The sequence below is a fragment of the Longimicrobium sp. genome (genome assembly GCF_036387355.1).
GTDB lineage: Bacteria > Gemmatimonadota > Gemmatimonadetes > Longimicrobiales > Longimicrobiaceae > Longimicrobium.
Map to the genome: position 1 here is coordinate 1 of NZ_DASVTX010000301.1, position 16,233 is coordinate 16,233.

The window sequence follows — 16,233 nt, forward strand, 5'->3', positions numbered from 1 at the left end:
AAAGCGCGGCGCACGCTCCTTCAGAATGACGCCTCAGCGCCGAGGTGGGCGGCGGGACACCGGCGGAGCCGAGGAACCGCCGCGGAGCTGCGTGACCGAAGAATCCCGCGCCACTGCATCCGATGCACGCCCGGTTGCCGCGCCGCGCTCGGACGCTGCGGGCGCGGCGGGAGAGGCTGGAGCACGCCGCGCCGGACCGCGGTGCGGCGGACGTGTCGGTCCGGGATTCTTCAGTCGCGCATGAACGCGGTGCCGGGGAGAGCGCGGCGCACGCTCCTTCAGAATGACGCCTCAGCGCCGAGGTGGGCGGCAGGATACCGGTGGGTTCAGTTCTCCCTCGTCCAGAATCCGCCGACGCGCAATCCTGCCGCCGGCAAAAGTGCCCCGGATTGCGGCATTCTGCCGCACCCCCCTCTCCCCATCCGCTCAACAGAAACGCGCCGTCAGGCAAAAACCCGCGCTGTTGCTGGGATTTTCCCGACAACAGATGGCGGCGCGGCACGGGGCACGGAACCGGCCTTGTGTTGGGCCCGGATTCCCAGCCCGCCGTTCCGCCGCACCCCGGCGGACTGAAACCGGGCTTGCCTGATATTCCGTCCGCCTCTGCGTGCCCATGCACAACAGCCCCACCGGCGCCGTCGACGTGCTCGCCGTGCGCACCCTGGAGCAGGACCGGCGCAACGAAATGCTCTCGTGGCAGATCGCCGGCCTGAGCCAGCGGCTCAGCACCCAGCAGGCCGCGCTCAGCGACGCCCAGGCCGCCGCCCACCGCTCCACCGACCTGCAGCAGCAGAACACGCTGCTGGCCAAGCTGTGCGTCGCCTGCGACCTGCTGCACGGCTCGCCGCGGATGGCGGACGTGCTCAGCGCCATTCAGGACGTCGTCATCAACCTGATCGGGAGCGAGGAGTTCGCCGTGGCCGACGTGGACGCGGACGGCTCGCTCACTCCCCTGCTCGTCTTTGGCGTCGACGAGGCCCGCGTGGCGGATGCGGCGCGCTCCCTGGCCGTCGTGGACGCCATCCGCACGGGCGAGGCGCGGCTGGCCGAGGAGGTTCCCCTGCTGGCCGCGCTCCCCATGAGCACCGGCGGGCGCATGGGCGCCATGGTGCTCATCTACGGGCTGCTGCCGCAGAAGGGCGGATGGGTGCCGTTTGACGACGACCTGTTCTCGCTCCTTCGCCTGCACGGCGGCGCCGCCCTGCACACCGCGCGGCTGCACGCCCTGCTGGCCGGCAACGGCTGACGCCCCCTCCCGCCTCTCCCCCCTCCAGAAACCCCGCATGACCGAGATGGCCTTTGCCGCGGCGGACACCGCCACGGAGCAGTACCTGAGCTTTGAGCTGGCCGGCGAGCAGTACGCGCTCGGCATTCTGCAGGTAAAGGAAATCCTGCGATATGAAGTGGTTACGGCCGTCCCCGGCGCCCCGCTGGGGGTGCACGGCGTCCTGAACCTGCGCGGCGCCGTGGTGCCCATCATCGACCTGGCCGTACGTCTGGGGCTGGCCCCCACGGAAATCGGCGCGCGCACCTGCATCGTCGTGGTGGAGGCCGTGCGCGACGGCGCGCCGCTTACCATGGGCGTGCTGGTGGACTCCGTGCGCCAGGTGCTGGACGTGGCGGAGCACGAGATTCAGCCGCCGCCGGACTTCGGTGCCGGGGTGGCGGTGGAGCACCTGCGCGGAATGGTTCGCCAGGGCGGCCGCTTTGCCCTGCTGCTGGAACTGGACACCGTCCTGTCGCGCGAGTCGCTGGCCGCCTCGGCCGCGGGCGCCGCGGAGTGGCTGGCCATGGAGGCGGAATCGTGACCCTTCGCCGCCTTGCCCTGGCCGCCGCGCTGGCGCTCCCCGCCCGCGCCGCCGCCCAAGCCCCCGCCGCCGCCGTGCAGCCCTCCCCCAGCGACGCGGTGCACGCGGACACCGTCCCGCCCGCCGCCCCGGCGGAACCACCGCGGCGCGACACGGCCCGCGCGACGGTTTCCATGATCGCGTCGCCGGTGGACTACCACATCACGCTCACCGGGCGCGTGCAGACCGCCTGGTCGTACAGCGCGCCCGACGCCGCGGCGCCCCCGGTGAGCGGGCCCGTGGTGGGCGACACCAGCCTGTTCCGCATCCACCGGGCGCGCATCGGGTTCAGCGGGTGGATCTACGACCCGCGCGCCACGGTGGACGTGCAGCTGGACTTCGGCAGCACCAGCGCCCTGCTGCGCCGCGCCTACCTGAACTACGCCCTGCGCGGCAAGGACGTGCAGCTGCGCGCCGGGCGCTTCATCATGCCGCTGGGGCGCATGCAGCTCACCAGCGTGTTTCAGCAGCCCACCCTGGACCGCGCCGCCGTGGCCGACGAGTTCGGCCGCGGGCACGACGACGGGGTGATGGTGTGGGGCGCGCCCGCGGGAGGACGGCTGGAGTACTACGCCGGCCTCTTCAACGGCGACGGCTTCAACCGCAACGCGCAGCAGGACGCCGGCAACCTGTGGGTGGGCCGCGTCGTCCTCGCCCCGCTGGGCCCCGTGCCGTACAGCGGCATCGCCCTCGGCGACACCCGCCATCCCCGCTTTGCCGTCGGCGCCAGCGCGTCGCACAACAGCGGCTGGCTGTACGAGGTCAACGGCACCGCCGGGCTGCAGGCCCCGTCGCGCACCTGCGCCGCCGCCTGCACCACCGACTGGGGCGACCTGGCCGCCGTGCGCACGACCGCCGCGGACGCGGTGCTGCGCTGGCGCGGCGCCTCGGTGATGGCGGAGCTGTTCCGCCGCCAGGCGGACCCCCGCAACGACGCCGCTCCCGCGCTGCGGGCCTCCGGCGGCTACGCGCAGGCCGGCGTCTTTCTGCTCCCCGCCCGGCTGGAGGCGGGGGCGCGGCGGATGGAATACACGCCCGACCGGTCCGCCCGCATCAACCGCGTGACCGAGAACACCCCGTTCGTGAACCTGTACCTGCGCGGCGCCGACCTCAAGGTCATGGCCGACGTTACCTGGCAGCGCCGCACCGGCGCCGATGCTCCGCTGACCGCGCGCCGCGGCCGGATCTCCCTGCTGGTCACCTTCTGATCTCCCAAGCGATCCCATGTCGTTTTCTTCCCGACTCGCCGTGCGCCACTGGCGCTTTCGCACCAAGCTGGTGGCCGCCGTCACCCTGCTGATGGGCGCCTCGGCGCTCTCCATCGCCTTTCTGGTGCGCCGCGCCGACGCCGAGCGCGACGTGATGAACCAGCTGACCGCGCGGGAAATGCCCGGCATTCAGCTGGTGCTGAACGTGGACCGCGACGGCTACCAGGCCGTGCTGGCCCTCAGCCAGGCCGCCGCGCTCCCGCCCGCCGAGCGCGGCGAGCTGCTGGGCTCGTACCACGAAAACATCGGCCAGACCGCCGAGCGCCTCACCCGCTACGCCGAGCTTCCCGGCATCGCCGAACTGCACAAGGACCGCATCGCCGCGGCCGAGCCGCTGCGCGCCGCCATGCAGGCCGCGGGCGACAGGACGGCCACCGCGCTGGCGGCCGGCGCCCAGGGCGCCGCCGCGGACTCGCTGGTCACCGCCACCACCGAGCGCATGGTGGCGTTCCGCGAGGTGATCGGCACGCTGGAGGACGCGCACCAGGCCAGCGGCGCCGCGCTCATGACCGAGGTGTCGCAGACCGCCGCCGCCACCCGCTCCGTCGTGTGGGCCGCGGCGGTGGGCACGCTGGTGGCCGGGCTGCTGATCGCCCTGCTGCTGAGCGCGCAGCTTTCCACCCCCGTGCAGGGGATGGTGCGCATCGCCGAGCGGCTGGCCGAGGGCGACCTCACCGGCCGCACGGGGGAGGAAGAGGACCGGCGCGACGAGATCGGCCGCCTGGCCCAGGCCATGGGCCACATGACGGGCCGGCTGTCGCAGACCATCGGCGAGGTGCGCGCGGGGTCGGATGCGCTGAGCGCCGCCTCCAGCCAGCTTTCCGCCACGGCGCAGAGCCTGTCGCACGGCACCAGCGAGCAGGCCGCGTCGGTGGAGGAAACGATGGCCAGCCTGCAGGAGATCGCCGCGTCGGTGGAGGCCAACGCCGCCAGCAGCCGCGAGGTGGAAAGCATCGCCCGCCGCGGCGCCCGCGACGCCGAGGCCGGCGGCCAGGCCGTCCGCGAGACGGTGCAGGCCATGAAGACCATCGCCGGCAAGATCGGCATCATCGAAGAAATCGCCTACCAGACCAACCTTCTGGCCCTCAACGCCGCCATCGAGGCGGCGCGGGCGGGCGAGCACGGGCGCGGTTTCGCCGTGGTCGCCACGGAAGTGCGCAAGCTGGCGGAGCGCAGCCAGTCCGCGGCAAACGAGATCAGCCAGATGGCCAGCGGCAGCGTGGCCGTGGCCCAGCGCTCCGGCGAACTGCTGGAACAGCTGGTGCCCACCATCCGCCGCACGGCGGAGCTGGTGCAGGAGGTGGCCGCCTCGTCCACCCAGCAGGCGGCGGGCGTGGGGCAGATCAACCGCGCCATGAGCCACATGGACCAGGTGACGCAGCAGAACGCCAGCGCCAGCGAAGAACTGGCGAGCACGGCCGAGGAGCTGGCCGGGCAGGCGGAGTCGCTGCAGCAGCTGATGGGCACCTTTCGGGTGCACGAGGCGGAGCGGGCCGCGGCGCGCCGCGTTCCCGCGCCCTTCTCCATCTACTCCGCCCCGGCCGCCGCCTTTGCGGCGCACGGCGGGAATGGGAATGGCAGGGCGCCCGCCCGCCGCGGCGCGGAGCCGCTGGCCCTGGGCGGCGACTTCCACCGCTTCTAGGCCTGGACGGACGGCGGCGGGCGCACTCCGCGCCCGCCGCATCCACCTTACCCACACGGCAGCAGACGAGTACCCGATGGGGAACCACCTCGCGTCGCCCGCCCGGCTGCGCGCGCTGCGCAACCTTGCGCTGCTGGACACGGAAGCCGAAGAGGGGTTCGACCGGATCACGCGCATGGCCACGGCCGCGCTGCGGGTTCCGGTTTCGCTCGTTTCGCTGGTGGACGCCGACCGCCAGTACTTCAAGAGCTGCCGCGGCCTTCCCGAGCCGTGGGCCAGCGCCCGCCAGACCCCGCTGTCCCACTCCTTCTGCCAGCACGTGGTGGCCACCGGCCAACCGCTGGTGATTCCCGACGCCCGCGCCGATGCGCGGGTGCGCGACAACCTGGCCATCCGCGACCTGGGCGTGGCGGCGTACGCGGGGGTGCCGCTGGTCCTGGGCGGCCACGCCATCGGCAGCCTGTGCGCCATCGACGGCGCGCCGCGGGAGTGGACGGAGGAGGACCTGGCGCTGCTGCACGACCTGGGCGCCGTGGTGATGTCGGAGATCGAGCTGCGCGGGCAGGTGGCGGCCACCCGCTTTGCCGAGCAGTCCGCGGCGGACGCGGGCGCGCGGCTGCGCTCCACGCTGGAGGGGCTGGACCAGGGCGTCGCCATCACCGGGGCGGACGGGCTCGTGGAGTACGCCAGCCCCCGGCTGCTGGAGATGACGGCGCACGGATGGGCCGGGCTGCTGGGGCGCCCGCTGGTGGCGACGCTCTGCCGCCCGGAGGACGCGGCGTGCGCGGAGGGGTGGATCGCCTCCGCCTGCGCCGGGGAGCGCACCGGCGGCGAGCTGTGGATCCGCCGCGCGGACGGCGCGCTGTTCCCCGCCGAGGTGGGCGCCGGGCCGCTGAACGACGGGAGCGGCGCCGTGGCGGGCGCGGTGATCGCCGTGTCGGACATCACCTGGCGCCGGCACAAGGAAGAAGCGCTGCAGGAAAGCGAAGACCGCTTCCGCTCCGTGTTCGCCCACGCGGGGCTGGGGATCGGGCTGGTGGGCGCCGGGGGCGTGTGGCTGGACACCAATCCCGCGCTTGAAAGGCTGCTGGACCGGCGCGGGGGCGAGCTGCTGGGCCGCCCCATGGGCGACTTTGCGCACCCCGACGACGCCCGCGCCTGCCGCGAGATGTACGCCCGCCTGTGGACCGGCGACGCCCCCAGCCGGGTGGAGGAGCTGCGCTTCGTGCGGGGCGGGGGCGAGCTGGTGTGGACCCGGCTGACGGCCACGCGCTACACGGACGCGGGCACGGGCGACCTGGTGCTGCTGCTGGCGGAAGACATCACCGCCCAGCGCCGCGCGGAGCAGGCCCTGGTGCAGAGCGAGCGGCTGCTGCGCAAGGCGCAGGACATCGCCGGGCTGGGCACCTGGGTGTGCGACCTGCGCACCGGGCACGGGCAGGCGTCGGGCAGCTACTTCGGCCTTCTGTGCGCCGCGCCCGGCACGCGCCCCGGCTTTGACGCCGCGCTGGAGCGCGTCCACACGGAGGACCGGGAGCGGGTGATCGCCGTGTGGCGCGAGGCGATGGCGCGGGGCGGCCCGTTCGAGTACGAGCAGCCCATCGTGCGCCCGGACGGGGGCATCCGCCACCTGCACCTGCGCGGCCACGCGTCCACCGACGAGCAGGGGCGCGCGGCGGACACCATGGGCGTCGTGCAGGACGTGACCGCGTGGCGCGAGGCGGAGGAGGAGCTTCGCCGGCAGGCCATCGTGTTCGCCACCATGCAGGAGGCCGTGATCCTGATGGATCCGCAGGGGACCATCGTGGACTGGAACCCCGGGGCGGAGCGGCTGCTGGGCTACCCGCGCGAGCAGGTGATCGGCCGGCCCGCCCGCGCGCTGGTGAGCGGTGGCGAGGAAAGCGTGCCGCGCGACGAGATCCTGGCGGCGCTCGCCGCGCAGGGGCGGTGGGAGGGGGAGGTGCCCTTTCTGCGCGCCAACGGCCGCACCGGCGTGGCCGACGCGGTGCTGGTGCAGCTGCGGGACGCGGAGGGCAGCCCGAGCGGACTCATCAGCGTGCACCGCGACGTGACGGAGCGGCGCGCGCTGGAAGACAAGCTGCGGCAGGCGCAGAAGATGGAAGCCGTGGGGCAGCTGGCCGGGGGGATCGCCCACGACTTCAACAACATCATGATGGCGGTGAACGGCTTTGCCCAGCTCGCGCTGCGCGGCACGGCGCCGGGCGATCCGCGGGTGGCATGGCTGGAGGAGATCGGGCGGGGGGCGGCGCGCGCCGCGGACCTCACGCGGCAGCTGCTGGCGTTCAGCCGGCGGCAGGTGCTGCGCCCGGAGCCGGTGGACCTGAACGCCGCCGTGAGCGCGCTCGCGCCGCTGCTGCAGCGGGTGGTGGGCGAGCACGTCACGCTGGGGACGCACCTTGCGCCCGGGCTGCCGGACGTGTGGTTCGACCGGGGCAACCTGGACCAGGTGCTCATGAACCTGGCGCTGAACGCCCGCGACGCCATGCCGCAGGGCGGCGTACTGCGCATTTCCACCGCCGCGGGCCGCGTGGAGCCGGGCGCGCACGCCGAACTGGCGCCGGGCGAGTACGCCGTGCTGACGGTGGAGGATTCCGGCGAGGGGATCGCGCCGGAGCTGCTGGGGCGGGTGTTCGAGCCGTTCTTCACCACCCGGCCGCAGGGCAAGGGAACGGGAATGGGGCTCAGCACCGTGCACGGAATCCTGGCGCAGAGCGGGGGCGCGGTGGAGGTGGAAAGCACCCCCGGCGCCGGCGCCACCTTTCGCGTCTACCTCCCCTGGGCACCCGCGTCAGCGGGGAGGCCGTCGTCCGCGGCGGGGGCGGCGGACGCGGCGACGGTGCTGCTGGTGGAGGACGATCCGTCGGTGCGGGGGATCGCGCTGGAGGTGCTGCGGGCGGAGGGATACCGGGTGCTGGCGGCGGCCAACGGGGTGGAGGCGCTGGCGCTGGCTAGCGGGCACGCCGAGCCCATCCACCTGCTGGTGAGCGACGTAATGATGCCGGGAATGGGGGGGCCGGAGCTGGCGCGCAGGCTGAGGCTGCTGCGGCCGGAGTTGCGGGTGGGGTTCCTGTCCGGGTACCCGGAGGAGGACGCCGGCCTGCCGCGCGGCGCGGCGCACGGGTTTGCGCAGAAGCCCATCAGCCCCGCCGAGCTCGCCGCCTGGGTGCGGTCGCTGCTGGGCGGATTGGCGGACGGGATGAACTGAGCCGGCCCAGGTGGGGTCGGCGAGGCGGCGCCGTGAGGCGGCGCGGGCCGGTGAGGCGGGGCGGGCCGGTGAGGCGGTCGGGGCGGTGCGGCGGGGGCGGTGTGGTCCGGGCGCGCGCGCGGGACGGGGCGGGTGGTGGGGCGATTCGGAGGGATTGGCGCGTCCGCCCGTCCAGAGCGAATGAATTCGCCGCTGGAAAAGCACGAAGTCCGCCTGCGCGGACTGCGGCCGCGGCTTCGGTGCGCATCGCCTGCGTTGCCGAGCAGGGCTATGCCTAACCGCTTGCACGCCCGCGACTTGTCATCCTGAGGAGGCGCCGGAGGAACCGTTCGCCGCGCCGATGATTGGCGCCGACGAAGGATCTACTTTCCGCACGAGCCAACTCCGCGCCCCGGCACGGAATCGCGCCAACGGTTTGTATCCCCTGAAGCAGGTGAAGCCCCGATCGTGGACGCGTCAGCGGCCGCGAGTCGGGGCTTTCCGCTGTTGGAGCGGCGGATTCATCCGCGCAGGGAAGCCTGCGATGCGCTCCGCGCGCCCCCCCCGGCCCCTCCCGCACCCCTCCCGGCCAGAAGCGAAGCACGAGGGGAGAACTGCTATCACGGTGCGTCCCGAAGGGTGCCGAGCGGCCGGAGAGGCCCCCTCTCCCCGGCCCTCTCCCCCGCTGCCGCGGGAGAAAGGGAGACCTCAGCGCGGGCGCGGCGTTCGGTGCCGAACTCATGCCCGCACCGGCGCAGCCTCACAGCAGTATCGTGAGGCTTTCAGCCGTGGTTGCGGCGACTTCAGTCGCTCAGCAGGCGCCTGCAATGATCCCCAAGAGTCAGTACCAAGTTTTCAGCCCGGATCAACCCTGCTGCCGACGGCCGTGTTCATCCTCATTGCCCAGACGCCGCCGGGGCAGCGCGCGGACGCTGGTTTCCCTGATCAGGTACAGGGACGGGCGCGGCTGGCTCGCCGCGACGCGCTTCATCTCCGGCCAGTTGCGGAACAGGGCCGTCGTGATGCTGCACAGGCTCTTGTTCAACGACTGATTGAGAAAGAACGCGCCCATCTCCCACTGCTTCAGCACCGCCCGTTCATGCGGCCGGTGCAGAATCCGGTGGTCGCGCCCCACGTAGATCCACCCCCGCTCGCCCGCGTACGCCAGCACGGCCTCATCCGGCGTGTTGTTGAGCCCGATCCCGGGATCGCCGACGTGAACGCAGCGTTCACCGAGCCCGCGCAGAGCGTGGGCGAGGCGCGCCGGCATGTTCTCGTCGAACAGAAAGACTAGTTGCTGCCCGGCGCGGCCAGCCATGCCTCGAACCTCAGCGCCGACTCCACGTGCCCGGGCTTGACGTTGAACATCCAGGCCACGTGATCCACGGCCTGCTCCCGGTACTGCGGAAGCTCGGCCCGGAAGGTCTCGATCAGCGTTTCGGCACGGATGCCCACATCCTCCACGATGGGAGCGCCGAACGAGAACCGCGGATCCACCACCACTCCGCCGCGCTTCCCCATGGGCCACCAGCGGCTCGCGACGTCATCCACCTCGAACGCCAGCTGGTGGAGGTACGGGCGGACGAGCGCCGGCAGGAGCTGCTGGCCGTGGCCGGAGAGCTGAATGAGCGACCGCCCGCCGTCCTGCTCATCCAGGCCGGCGTAGATCGCACCGGGATCAGCATACAGCTGGCGGAGCGCGAACGGATGCTCCGACGCGAACATCCGCGCCGCGACGGCGGCCGCGTCGCGGATCACCTTCCAGCCGATGCCGGCCTGCTGAAAGGCCCGGATGTACAGCAGCTCGATCAATTCGACGAAGGTGAGCGCGTTCTGCCCCTCGACGCGCGGAAGCTCCGTCCGGATAAGGGGCGGATGCCGGACCACGCCGGCGGCGCGATGGCGCTCGTAGCCGTACGCCCAGCGGCGGACGGTGCGCACCGGCTGGTGCAGGAGCACCGCCGCTTCCGAAGGCGTATACAGGCCGGTTCCGAGCATGCGGGCACCGCGGGTGAAAGGCGCAACGGGAAGACCATCACACCCGCAAGGTAAGGCCGGATAGGGCCGCCCGCCAAGCCTGTCCGTCCCGGTCGCATGAACAGCGATGTCCTGCACAAGCCTTTGTTGAAGCGGCACTTGCGCTTGCGCCCATCCCGCAATCCGCACGACCCGCACAGAACCCGCCACCCGCGCGCAATTCCGGACCGCGCGGTCACCCCTGCAGTTCCTCCGCGCACCTCCGCGTCCCCGCGTATTCCGCGGTTGGTGGAGCCGGCAGCGCGAACAAACGCCCGGGAAAGCGCCTCAGGCCACACCGTCTCCTTCCCGGTACCGCGCCAGCTTGCGCTGCAGCGTGCGCCGGTCCACGCCCAGGATCTCCGTGGCGCGGCCCTGGTGCCCGTGCACCTCCTCCAGCACGCTCAGGATGTACTCGCGCTCCAGCCGCTCCAGCCCCCAGCGCTCGGCGCGCGCGCGCCCCAGCAGCCCGTGCTCGCCGGAGGGGGCGCTGGGCGGGCGCGGGGGATCGAACGCCAGCGTGCGCGAGCCGGCGTGCAGGATCAGCGCGCGCTCCACCCAGTTTTCCAGCTCGCGCACGTTGCCCGGCCACTCGTACGCCTGCATGCGCGCCAGCGTCTCCGGGCTCACCTGGGGCGGCTCCACCCCGTTCTCGCGCGCGAACCGCTGGCGAAAGTGCTGCACCAGGAGCGGGATGTCGGCCGCGCGCTCGCGCAGGGCGGGCACCTGCACGGGAAACACGTTCAGCCGGTAGTACAGGTCCTCGCGAAAGCGCCCCGCCTCCACCTCGCCCCCCAGGTCCACGTTGGCCGCGGCCACCAGGCGAAAGTCCACGCTCACCTCCGGCCCGCCGCCCACCCGCTGGATCTTTCGCTCCTGCAGCACGCGCAGCAGCTTGACCTGCGTGGGGAACGAGATGGACGCGATCTCGTCCAGGAACAGCGTTCCCCCCGCCGCCTCCTCCACCAGCCCGCGGCGGCTGTTGAGCGCTCCCGTGAACGCCCCCTTCACGTGGCCGAACAGCTCCGACTCCAGCAGCGTTTCCGGCAGCGCCGAGCAGTTGACGGCGATGAACGGCCGCCGCGCCCGGTCCGACAGTTCGTGGATGGCGCGCGCCACCAGCTCCTTGCCCGTCCCCGTCTCCCCCGTCACCAGCACGGTGGCGCGGGTGGGCGCCACGCGCTCCAGCAGCTCCCACAGCCGGTGCATGGCCGGGGTGCGCCCCACCAGCCGCTGGCGAATGCCGGAGCCGGACTCCGCGCGCAGCCGGGCCAGCTCGCGCCGCGTCTCGCGCTCGCGCAGGGCGCGCTCGGCGGTGAGCGCCAGCTCGTCCACGTCCACCGGCTTGTTCAGGTAGTCGTAGGCGCCCAGCCGCATGGCCTCCACCGCCGACTCCACCGACCCGAACCCGGTGAGCATGATGAACTCCGCGTCCATCTGCAGCGCCCGCGCGGCGCCCAGGACGTCCATCCCGCTCACCCCGGGAAGGTTGATGTCCAGCAGCACCAGGTCGTACATCTCGCGGTCCAGCGCGCGCAGCGCCTCCTCGCCGCTGGGCGCCGTGTCCACCGCGTAGCCGGCCTGCCGCATCACCTCCGCTACCAGGTCGCGGACGATCTGCTGGTCGTCCACCACCAGCACGCGCGCACTCACGAAGCCTCGCTCTCGTCCAGGGTTTCGCGGACGCGGCGGGCCAGCTCGTCCGGGTCCACCGGCTTCTGCACAAACCCGCCCTCCGGCAGCCGCTGCCGCACCGCGTCTTCCGTGTAGCCCGACAGGAACAGCACCCGCGTCCCCGGCCGGGCCGCGCGCAGCAGCCGCGCCAGCTCGGGCCCGCCCATCTCCGGCATCACCACGTCGCTCACCAGCAGGTGAATGGGGCCGGGGTGCGCCGCCGCCACCGACAGCGCCTCCGCGCCGTTCGCGGCGGAAAGCACGGTGTACCCCGCGTCGCCCAGCACCGCGCCGATCAGCATGCGCACGGCGGGCTCGTCCTCCGCCAGCAGCACCGTTTCGGCGCCTCGGCGGGGGGGCAGAGGGGGCTGCGGCGCCTCCGCCACCGTCTGCGGCATTTCGGTGAAGGGGAGGTAGACGCGAAAGGTGGTGGCGCGGCCGGGGATGCTGTCGGCCCACACGTATCCGCCGCTCTGCTTGACGATGCCGTACACCGTCGCCAGCCCCAGCCCCGTGCCCCGCCCCGCCTCCTTGGTGGTGAAGAACGGCTCGAAGATGCGCTCCACGGTCTGCGCGTCCATGCCATGCCCCGTGTCGGTGACGGTGAGCAGCAGGTACCGCCCGGGCACCACGTACCGGTACTGGTCGTGGTCGCGCTCCGTGAGCGCCGCCGTCTGGGTGGAGATGACGAGCACGCCGCCCTCCGGCATGGCGTCGCGGGCGTTGACGGCCAGGTTCATGAGCACCTGCTCCAGCTGCGCGGAATCCGCGCGAACCGTGCCGAGATCCGGCTCCAGCGAGGCCACCAGCTCCACGTCTTCGCCGATCAGCCGCTCCAGCATGGGAATCACGCCGCGCACCACGTCGTTCACGTCCAGCACCGTGGGCCGCAGCACCTGGCGCCGGCTGAAGGCCAGCAGCTGCCGGGTGAGCGCGGCGGCGCGGTCTGCCCCCTTCTTGATCTCCTCCAGGCTCCAGCGTGTGGCGTCCTCCTCCGGCGTGCGGCGCAGCAGCAGCTGCACGTGCCCGCCCACCGCCATGAGGATGTTGTTGAAGTCGTGGGCGATGCCTCCCGCCAGCCGCCCCACCGCCTCCATCTTCTGCGACTGGCGGAACTGCTCCTCCAGCACCCGCTGCTCGGTGATGTCGCGCGTCACCGTCAGCACGCCGGTGAGCGCGCCGGAGGCGTCGTGGTACGGCGACTGGGTGATGCTGATCACCCGGGTGCGGCCGCGATCGTCGTACGCCTCCTCCCAGGTTCCCGCGTTTCCGGTGGCAATCACCCGGTCCGCGCTCCCCGCCACCCGGTGCGCCACCGGCTCGCCGCGCAGCTCCTCCAGCCGGTGCCCCAGCATCTGCCCCGCGGGGACGCCCACGATGCGCGCCGCCGCCGGGTTCACCAGCAGGTAGCGCCCGTTCAGGTCCTTGAGGGTGATGGCGTCGCTGATCTCCTCCAGCACGGAGCGCAGCAGCGCCTCGCTGGCCCGCAGCGCTTCGTCCGCAGCCTGCCGCTCCGTGAGGTCGCGGGTGATCTCGGCGAAGCCCGTGAGCCGCCCCGCGTCGTCGTGCAGCGCGGTGAGCACCGTGTTCATCCAGAACGGCGTGCCGTCCCGCCGCCGCCGCCACCCTTCGCGCTCCACCCGCCCCTGCGACGCCGCCTGCTCCAGGTCCGCCGCGGGGCTGCCGTCCTCCACCGACGGCGCGGGGTAGAACAGGGAGATGTGGCGCCCCAGCACCTCCTCCGCGCGGTAGCCGGTCATTCGCTCGGCGCCCGCGTTCCAGCTGGCCACGTACCCCTCGCGGTCCAGCAGCAGGATGGAGTAGTCCTGCACGGCGTCCACCAGCTGCCGGAAGCGCTCCTCGCTCTGGTGCAGCGCGGCGGCGGCCCGGCGCCGCTCCGTGACGTCGCGGGCGTTCAGCACCACGCGTTCGCCGTCGCGCTGGGCGCGGGCGCTCCCCACCACCTCGAACAGCCGCCAGGTGCCGTCCGCGTGCCGCACCCGCACCTCCGCCTCGTACGGCACGCCCGGGGCGGCCAGCGCGGCGGAAAGGGCGCGGTTGGCGCCCGCCCGGTCGCCTTCGTGCACCAGCGCCAGCACCGGCTGGCCGGGAAGGGCGCCGGGGTCCAGCCCCAGCGCGGGAAGAAAGGCCGGGCTGGCATAGTGGATGGTCCCTGCGGAATCCACCACCACGATCAGGTCCGACGCGTTCTCAATGAGCGAGCGGAAGTGCTCCTCGCTTTCACGCAGCGCGTCCGCCTGGCGCTGCAGCGATTCCACCGCGCGGTGCCGCTGCAGCGCGATGCCCGCCAGCCGGGCCGCGCGCGCCACCGCCCCGCGGTCGCCGGCGGAGATCTCCGCCCCGTCCGCCCGGTACAGCGCAACGGAGCCCAGCATCTCGCCGTTCTCGGAGCGGATTGTTTCCGCCAGGCAGGCGCCCAGCCCCAGCGCGGCGCCTTCCGGATCGGCGCGCCCGGAGCCGTCCGCGCCCGGCGAGCAGCACCCGCGCCGCTCGGCCGAGCGAAGAAAGGCGGGGGGGAGCGAAGGGGCCGCGGCGGCGCGCATCTCCCCTCCGGCGGCGAGGAAGATGGCGGCGCGCACCCCTTCGTCCGCATCGTCGATGACGCGTGCGATGTCGTGCAGCACCTCGCTGAGGGGCGCGCCCAGCGCCAGCCGCTCCAGCACCCGCAGCTCGCCGTCCAGCGTGCGCTCGTCGCGCATGCGGGCGCTGGCGTCCGTGAGCGCGCCCACGATCCCCACCGGCACCCCCGACGCGTCGCGCAGCGGGGTGGCGATCACGTCGGTCCACGCCAGGGTGCCGTCCGCGCGGCGCAGGCGGGCCATGTACCGCGCGCTTTCGCCCTCCATCCGCCGGGCCGCCCGCGCCAGGTACTCCTCCGTCTGCTCCGGGTGGCCCAGCACCTCGTACGCCAGGCGGCCGATGAGCGCGCCCGGGGGGTAGCCCAGCACGGCGTGCACGCGGTTGTTGGCGTAGGTCACCAGCCCGGCGCCGTCGGTAATCACCAGCGCCTCGCCCAGGCTTTCCACCACGGAGCGGAACCGCGACTCGCTTTCCGCCAGCGCCGTGCTGAAGGCGCGCCGCTCCGTGACGTCCGTCTGCAGGCCGACGTAGTGCGCCACGCGGCCGTCCAGACCGCGCACGGGGGTGATGGAGACTTCGTTCCAGAACGGGGATCCGTCGCGGCGGTAGTTCAGCACCTCCACCCGGCAGGGGCGCTCCTCCGCCAGCGCCGCGCGAATCTCGTCCAGGGTCGCCGGGTCCGTCCCGGGCCCCTGCAGAAAGCGGCAGTTGCGCCCCCGCGCCTCCTCTGCCGGGTACCCCGTCAGCCGCTCAAAGGCGGGGTTCACGTACAGGATGGCGTACCCGCTTTCCGCGCCGCCGGTAATGAGGACGGCTTCCTGCGCCGCCTCCAGCGCGCGGTCGCGAATGCGCAGGGCCTCCTCGTTGCGCAGGCGGCTGGTGATGTCGCGCGCGTTCACCACGATGCCGCGTACGGCGGGGTGGTCCAGCAGGTTGGTGGCCTGCGCCTCCAGCACCCGCACCCCGCCGTCGCTGTGCAGCAGCGGAATCTGGATCACCGGCCCGCGCCCCGGCTGCGCCATCACGCCCCCCAGCACCTCGGCGATCTCGGCCCGGCGCGACGGCTCCACGTAGTCCAGCGAGTCCGTTCCCACCATCTGCTCCGGGGTGTAGCCCAGCACCCGCTCCACCGAAGGGCTTACGAAGCGCACCCGGCCCTCCCCGTCCACCACGTCCACCACGTCGGCCGCGTTCTCGAAGAGGGCGCGAAAGTACTGCTCGCTGTGCTCCAGCGCGGTGCGCGCCTCGTGCTCCGCTGTCACGTCGGTCTGAATGCCCACGTAGTGCGTCACGGTTCCCGACGCGTCGCGAACGGGCGCGAGGGACAGGCGGTTCATGAAGGGAGACCCGTCGCGGCGGTGGTTGCGCACCTCCACCGTGAGGGGCTCGCCCGCCCGCACCGCTTCGCGGATGAGCGCCACGGACGCCCGGTCCGTTCCCGGGCCCTGCAGAAAGCGGCAGTTGCGGCCGATCGCTTCTTCCGGCGTGTAGCCGGTCATGGCGTAAAAGGCGGGATTGGCGAAGACGATCGGCTGGTCCGGGAGCCGCACGTCGATGATGACGACGCCGCTGGACACGGCCGCGATGGCGTGGTCGCGGATGCGCAGGGGCTCCGCCTCGTCCTCCCGCGCGGCGGCGAGGGCCAGCGCCGCGGCCCCTGCGGCGTCGGCCAGCGCCTCGCGGTCAGCGTCCGTCCACGCACGCCCGGCATCGCCCACCACGCAGAGCACGCCCAGCGGTCCGCCGTCCGCGCCCCGTACGGGGATCGCCAGCAGTGCCGCGTCTGCCTGGCGCGACAGCTCCGGCGCGTCGCTCCCCGTCCCCGCCGAAAGCCCGCCGCGAACGGCGGCCGCGCGCAGCCACTCGCCCGGGGCGCCCTCCCTTTGCGCCACAACGTCCCCGGCCGCGGCGGCGACCCGGGGTGCGGGGTGCAGGGCAACGAGCACCGCCCCGCGAGCCGAGAGGCAGCGCAGGGCGAGG

General features: G+C 73.2%; 9 protein-coding genes. 5 read left to right on the plus strand and 4 right to left on the minus strand.

Annotated features, from left to right (window positions below; genetic code table 11):
* Positions 1 to 613: 613 nt before the first annotated feature.
* The 5 genes from VF665_RS13035 (at position 614) to VF665_RS13055 (ending at position 7,983) form a co-directional block, all read left to right on the plus strand.
* Positions 614 to 1,246, plus strand: coding sequence for a hypothetical protein (locus tag VF665_RS13035; RefSeq protein WP_331053865.1), 633 nt, complete (start codon positions 614 to 616; stop codon positions 1,244 to 1,246).
* 37 nt (positions 1,247 to 1,283) lie between these two features.
* The gene (locus tag VF665_RS13040; RefSeq protein WP_331053866.1) at positions 1,284 to 1,808 is read left to right on the plus strand and encodes a chemotaxis protein CheW; all 525 of its coding nucleotides are present in this window, start codon (positions 1,284 to 1,286) and stop codon (positions 1,806 to 1,808) included.
* Positions 1,805 to 3,055, plus strand: a complete 1,251-nt coding sequence (locus VF665_RS13045; RefSeq protein ID WP_331053867.1) for a porin — start codon at positions 1,805 to 1,807, stop codon at positions 3,053 to 3,055. Before VF665_RS13040 ends, VF665_RS13045 begins: the two co-directional genes overlap by 4 nt.
* A gap of 16 nt (positions 3,056 to 3,071) precedes the next feature.
* Positions 3,072 to 4,757 carry a methyl-accepting chemotaxis protein gene (locus tag VF665_RS13050; protein WP_331053868.1) on the plus strand — a complete coding sequence of 562 codons (1,686 nt, stop codon included), beginning with the start codon at positions 3,072 to 3,074 and terminating at the stop codon, positions 4,755 to 4,757.
* A 76-nt stretch (positions 4,758 to 4,833) separates the two neighbouring features.
* The gene (locus tag VF665_RS13055) at positions 4,834 to 7,983 is read left to right on the plus strand and encodes a PAS domain S-box protein (protein ID WP_331053869.1); all 3,150 of its coding nucleotides are present in this window, start codon (positions 4,834 to 4,836) and stop codon (positions 7,981 to 7,983) included.
* A gap of 844 nt (positions 7,984 to 8,827) precedes the next feature.
* Here VF665_RS13055 and VF665_RS13060 read toward each other — a convergent pair.
* The 4 genes from VF665_RS13060 to VF665_RS13075 form a co-directional block, all read right to left on the minus strand.
* The gene (locus VF665_RS13060) at positions 8,828 to 9,280 is read right to left on the minus strand and encodes a DUF5615 family PIN-like protein (protein ID WP_331053870.1); all 453 of its coding nucleotides are present in this window, start codon (positions 9,278 to 9,280) and stop codon (positions 8,828 to 8,830) included.
* Positions 9,253 to 9,960 (minus strand): hypothetical protein, encoded by a 708-nt coding sequence (locus VF665_RS13065; protein ID WP_331053871.1) that lies wholly within the window; start codon positions 9,958 to 9,960, stop codon positions 9,253 to 9,255. The genes VF665_RS13060 and VF665_RS13065 overlap by 28 nt, the downstream gene beginning before the upstream one ends.
* 306 nt (positions 9,961 to 10,266) lie before the next feature.
* Positions 10,267 to 11,631: a sigma-54 dependent transcriptional regulator gene (locus VF665_RS13070; RefSeq protein WP_331053872.1), complete on the minus strand. Its 1,365-nt coding sequence runs from the start codon at positions 11,629 to 11,631 to the stop codon at positions 10,267 to 10,269.
* Positions 11,628 to 16,145: a PAS domain S-box protein gene (locus VF665_RS13075; RefSeq protein WP_331053873.1), complete on the minus strand. Its 4,518-nt coding sequence runs from the start codon at positions 16,143 to 16,145 to the stop codon at positions 11,628 to 11,630. The genes VF665_RS13070 and VF665_RS13075 overlap by 4 nt, the downstream gene beginning before the upstream one ends.
* Between the last annotated feature and the right edge of the window lie 88 nt (positions 16,146 to 16,233).

Coding starts and splice junctions, on each gene's coding strand:
- VF665_RS13050 (WP_331053868.1), top strand. CDS start 3,072: ATGTCGTTTTCTTCCCGACTCGCCGTGCGCCACTGGCGCTTTCGCACC.
- VF665_RS13040 (WP_331053866.1), top strand. CDS start 1,284: ATGACCGAGATGGCCTTTGCCGCGGCGGACACCGCCACGGAGCAGTAC.
- VF665_RS13055 (WP_331053869.1), top strand. CDS start 4,834: ATGGGGAACCACCTCGCGTCGCCCGCCCGGCTGCGCGCGCTGCGCAAC.
- VF665_RS13035 (WP_331053865.1), top strand. CDS start 614: ATGCACAACAGCCCCACCGGCGCCGTCGACGTGCTCGCCGTGCGCACC.
- VF665_RS13065 (WP_331053871.1), bottom strand. CDS start 9,960: ATGCTCGGAACCGGCCTGTATACGCCTTCGGAAGCGGCGGTGCTCCTG.
- VF665_RS13060 (WP_331053870.1), bottom strand. CDS start 9,280: ATGGCTGGCCGCGCCGGGCAGCAACTAGTCTTTCTGTTCGACGAGAAC.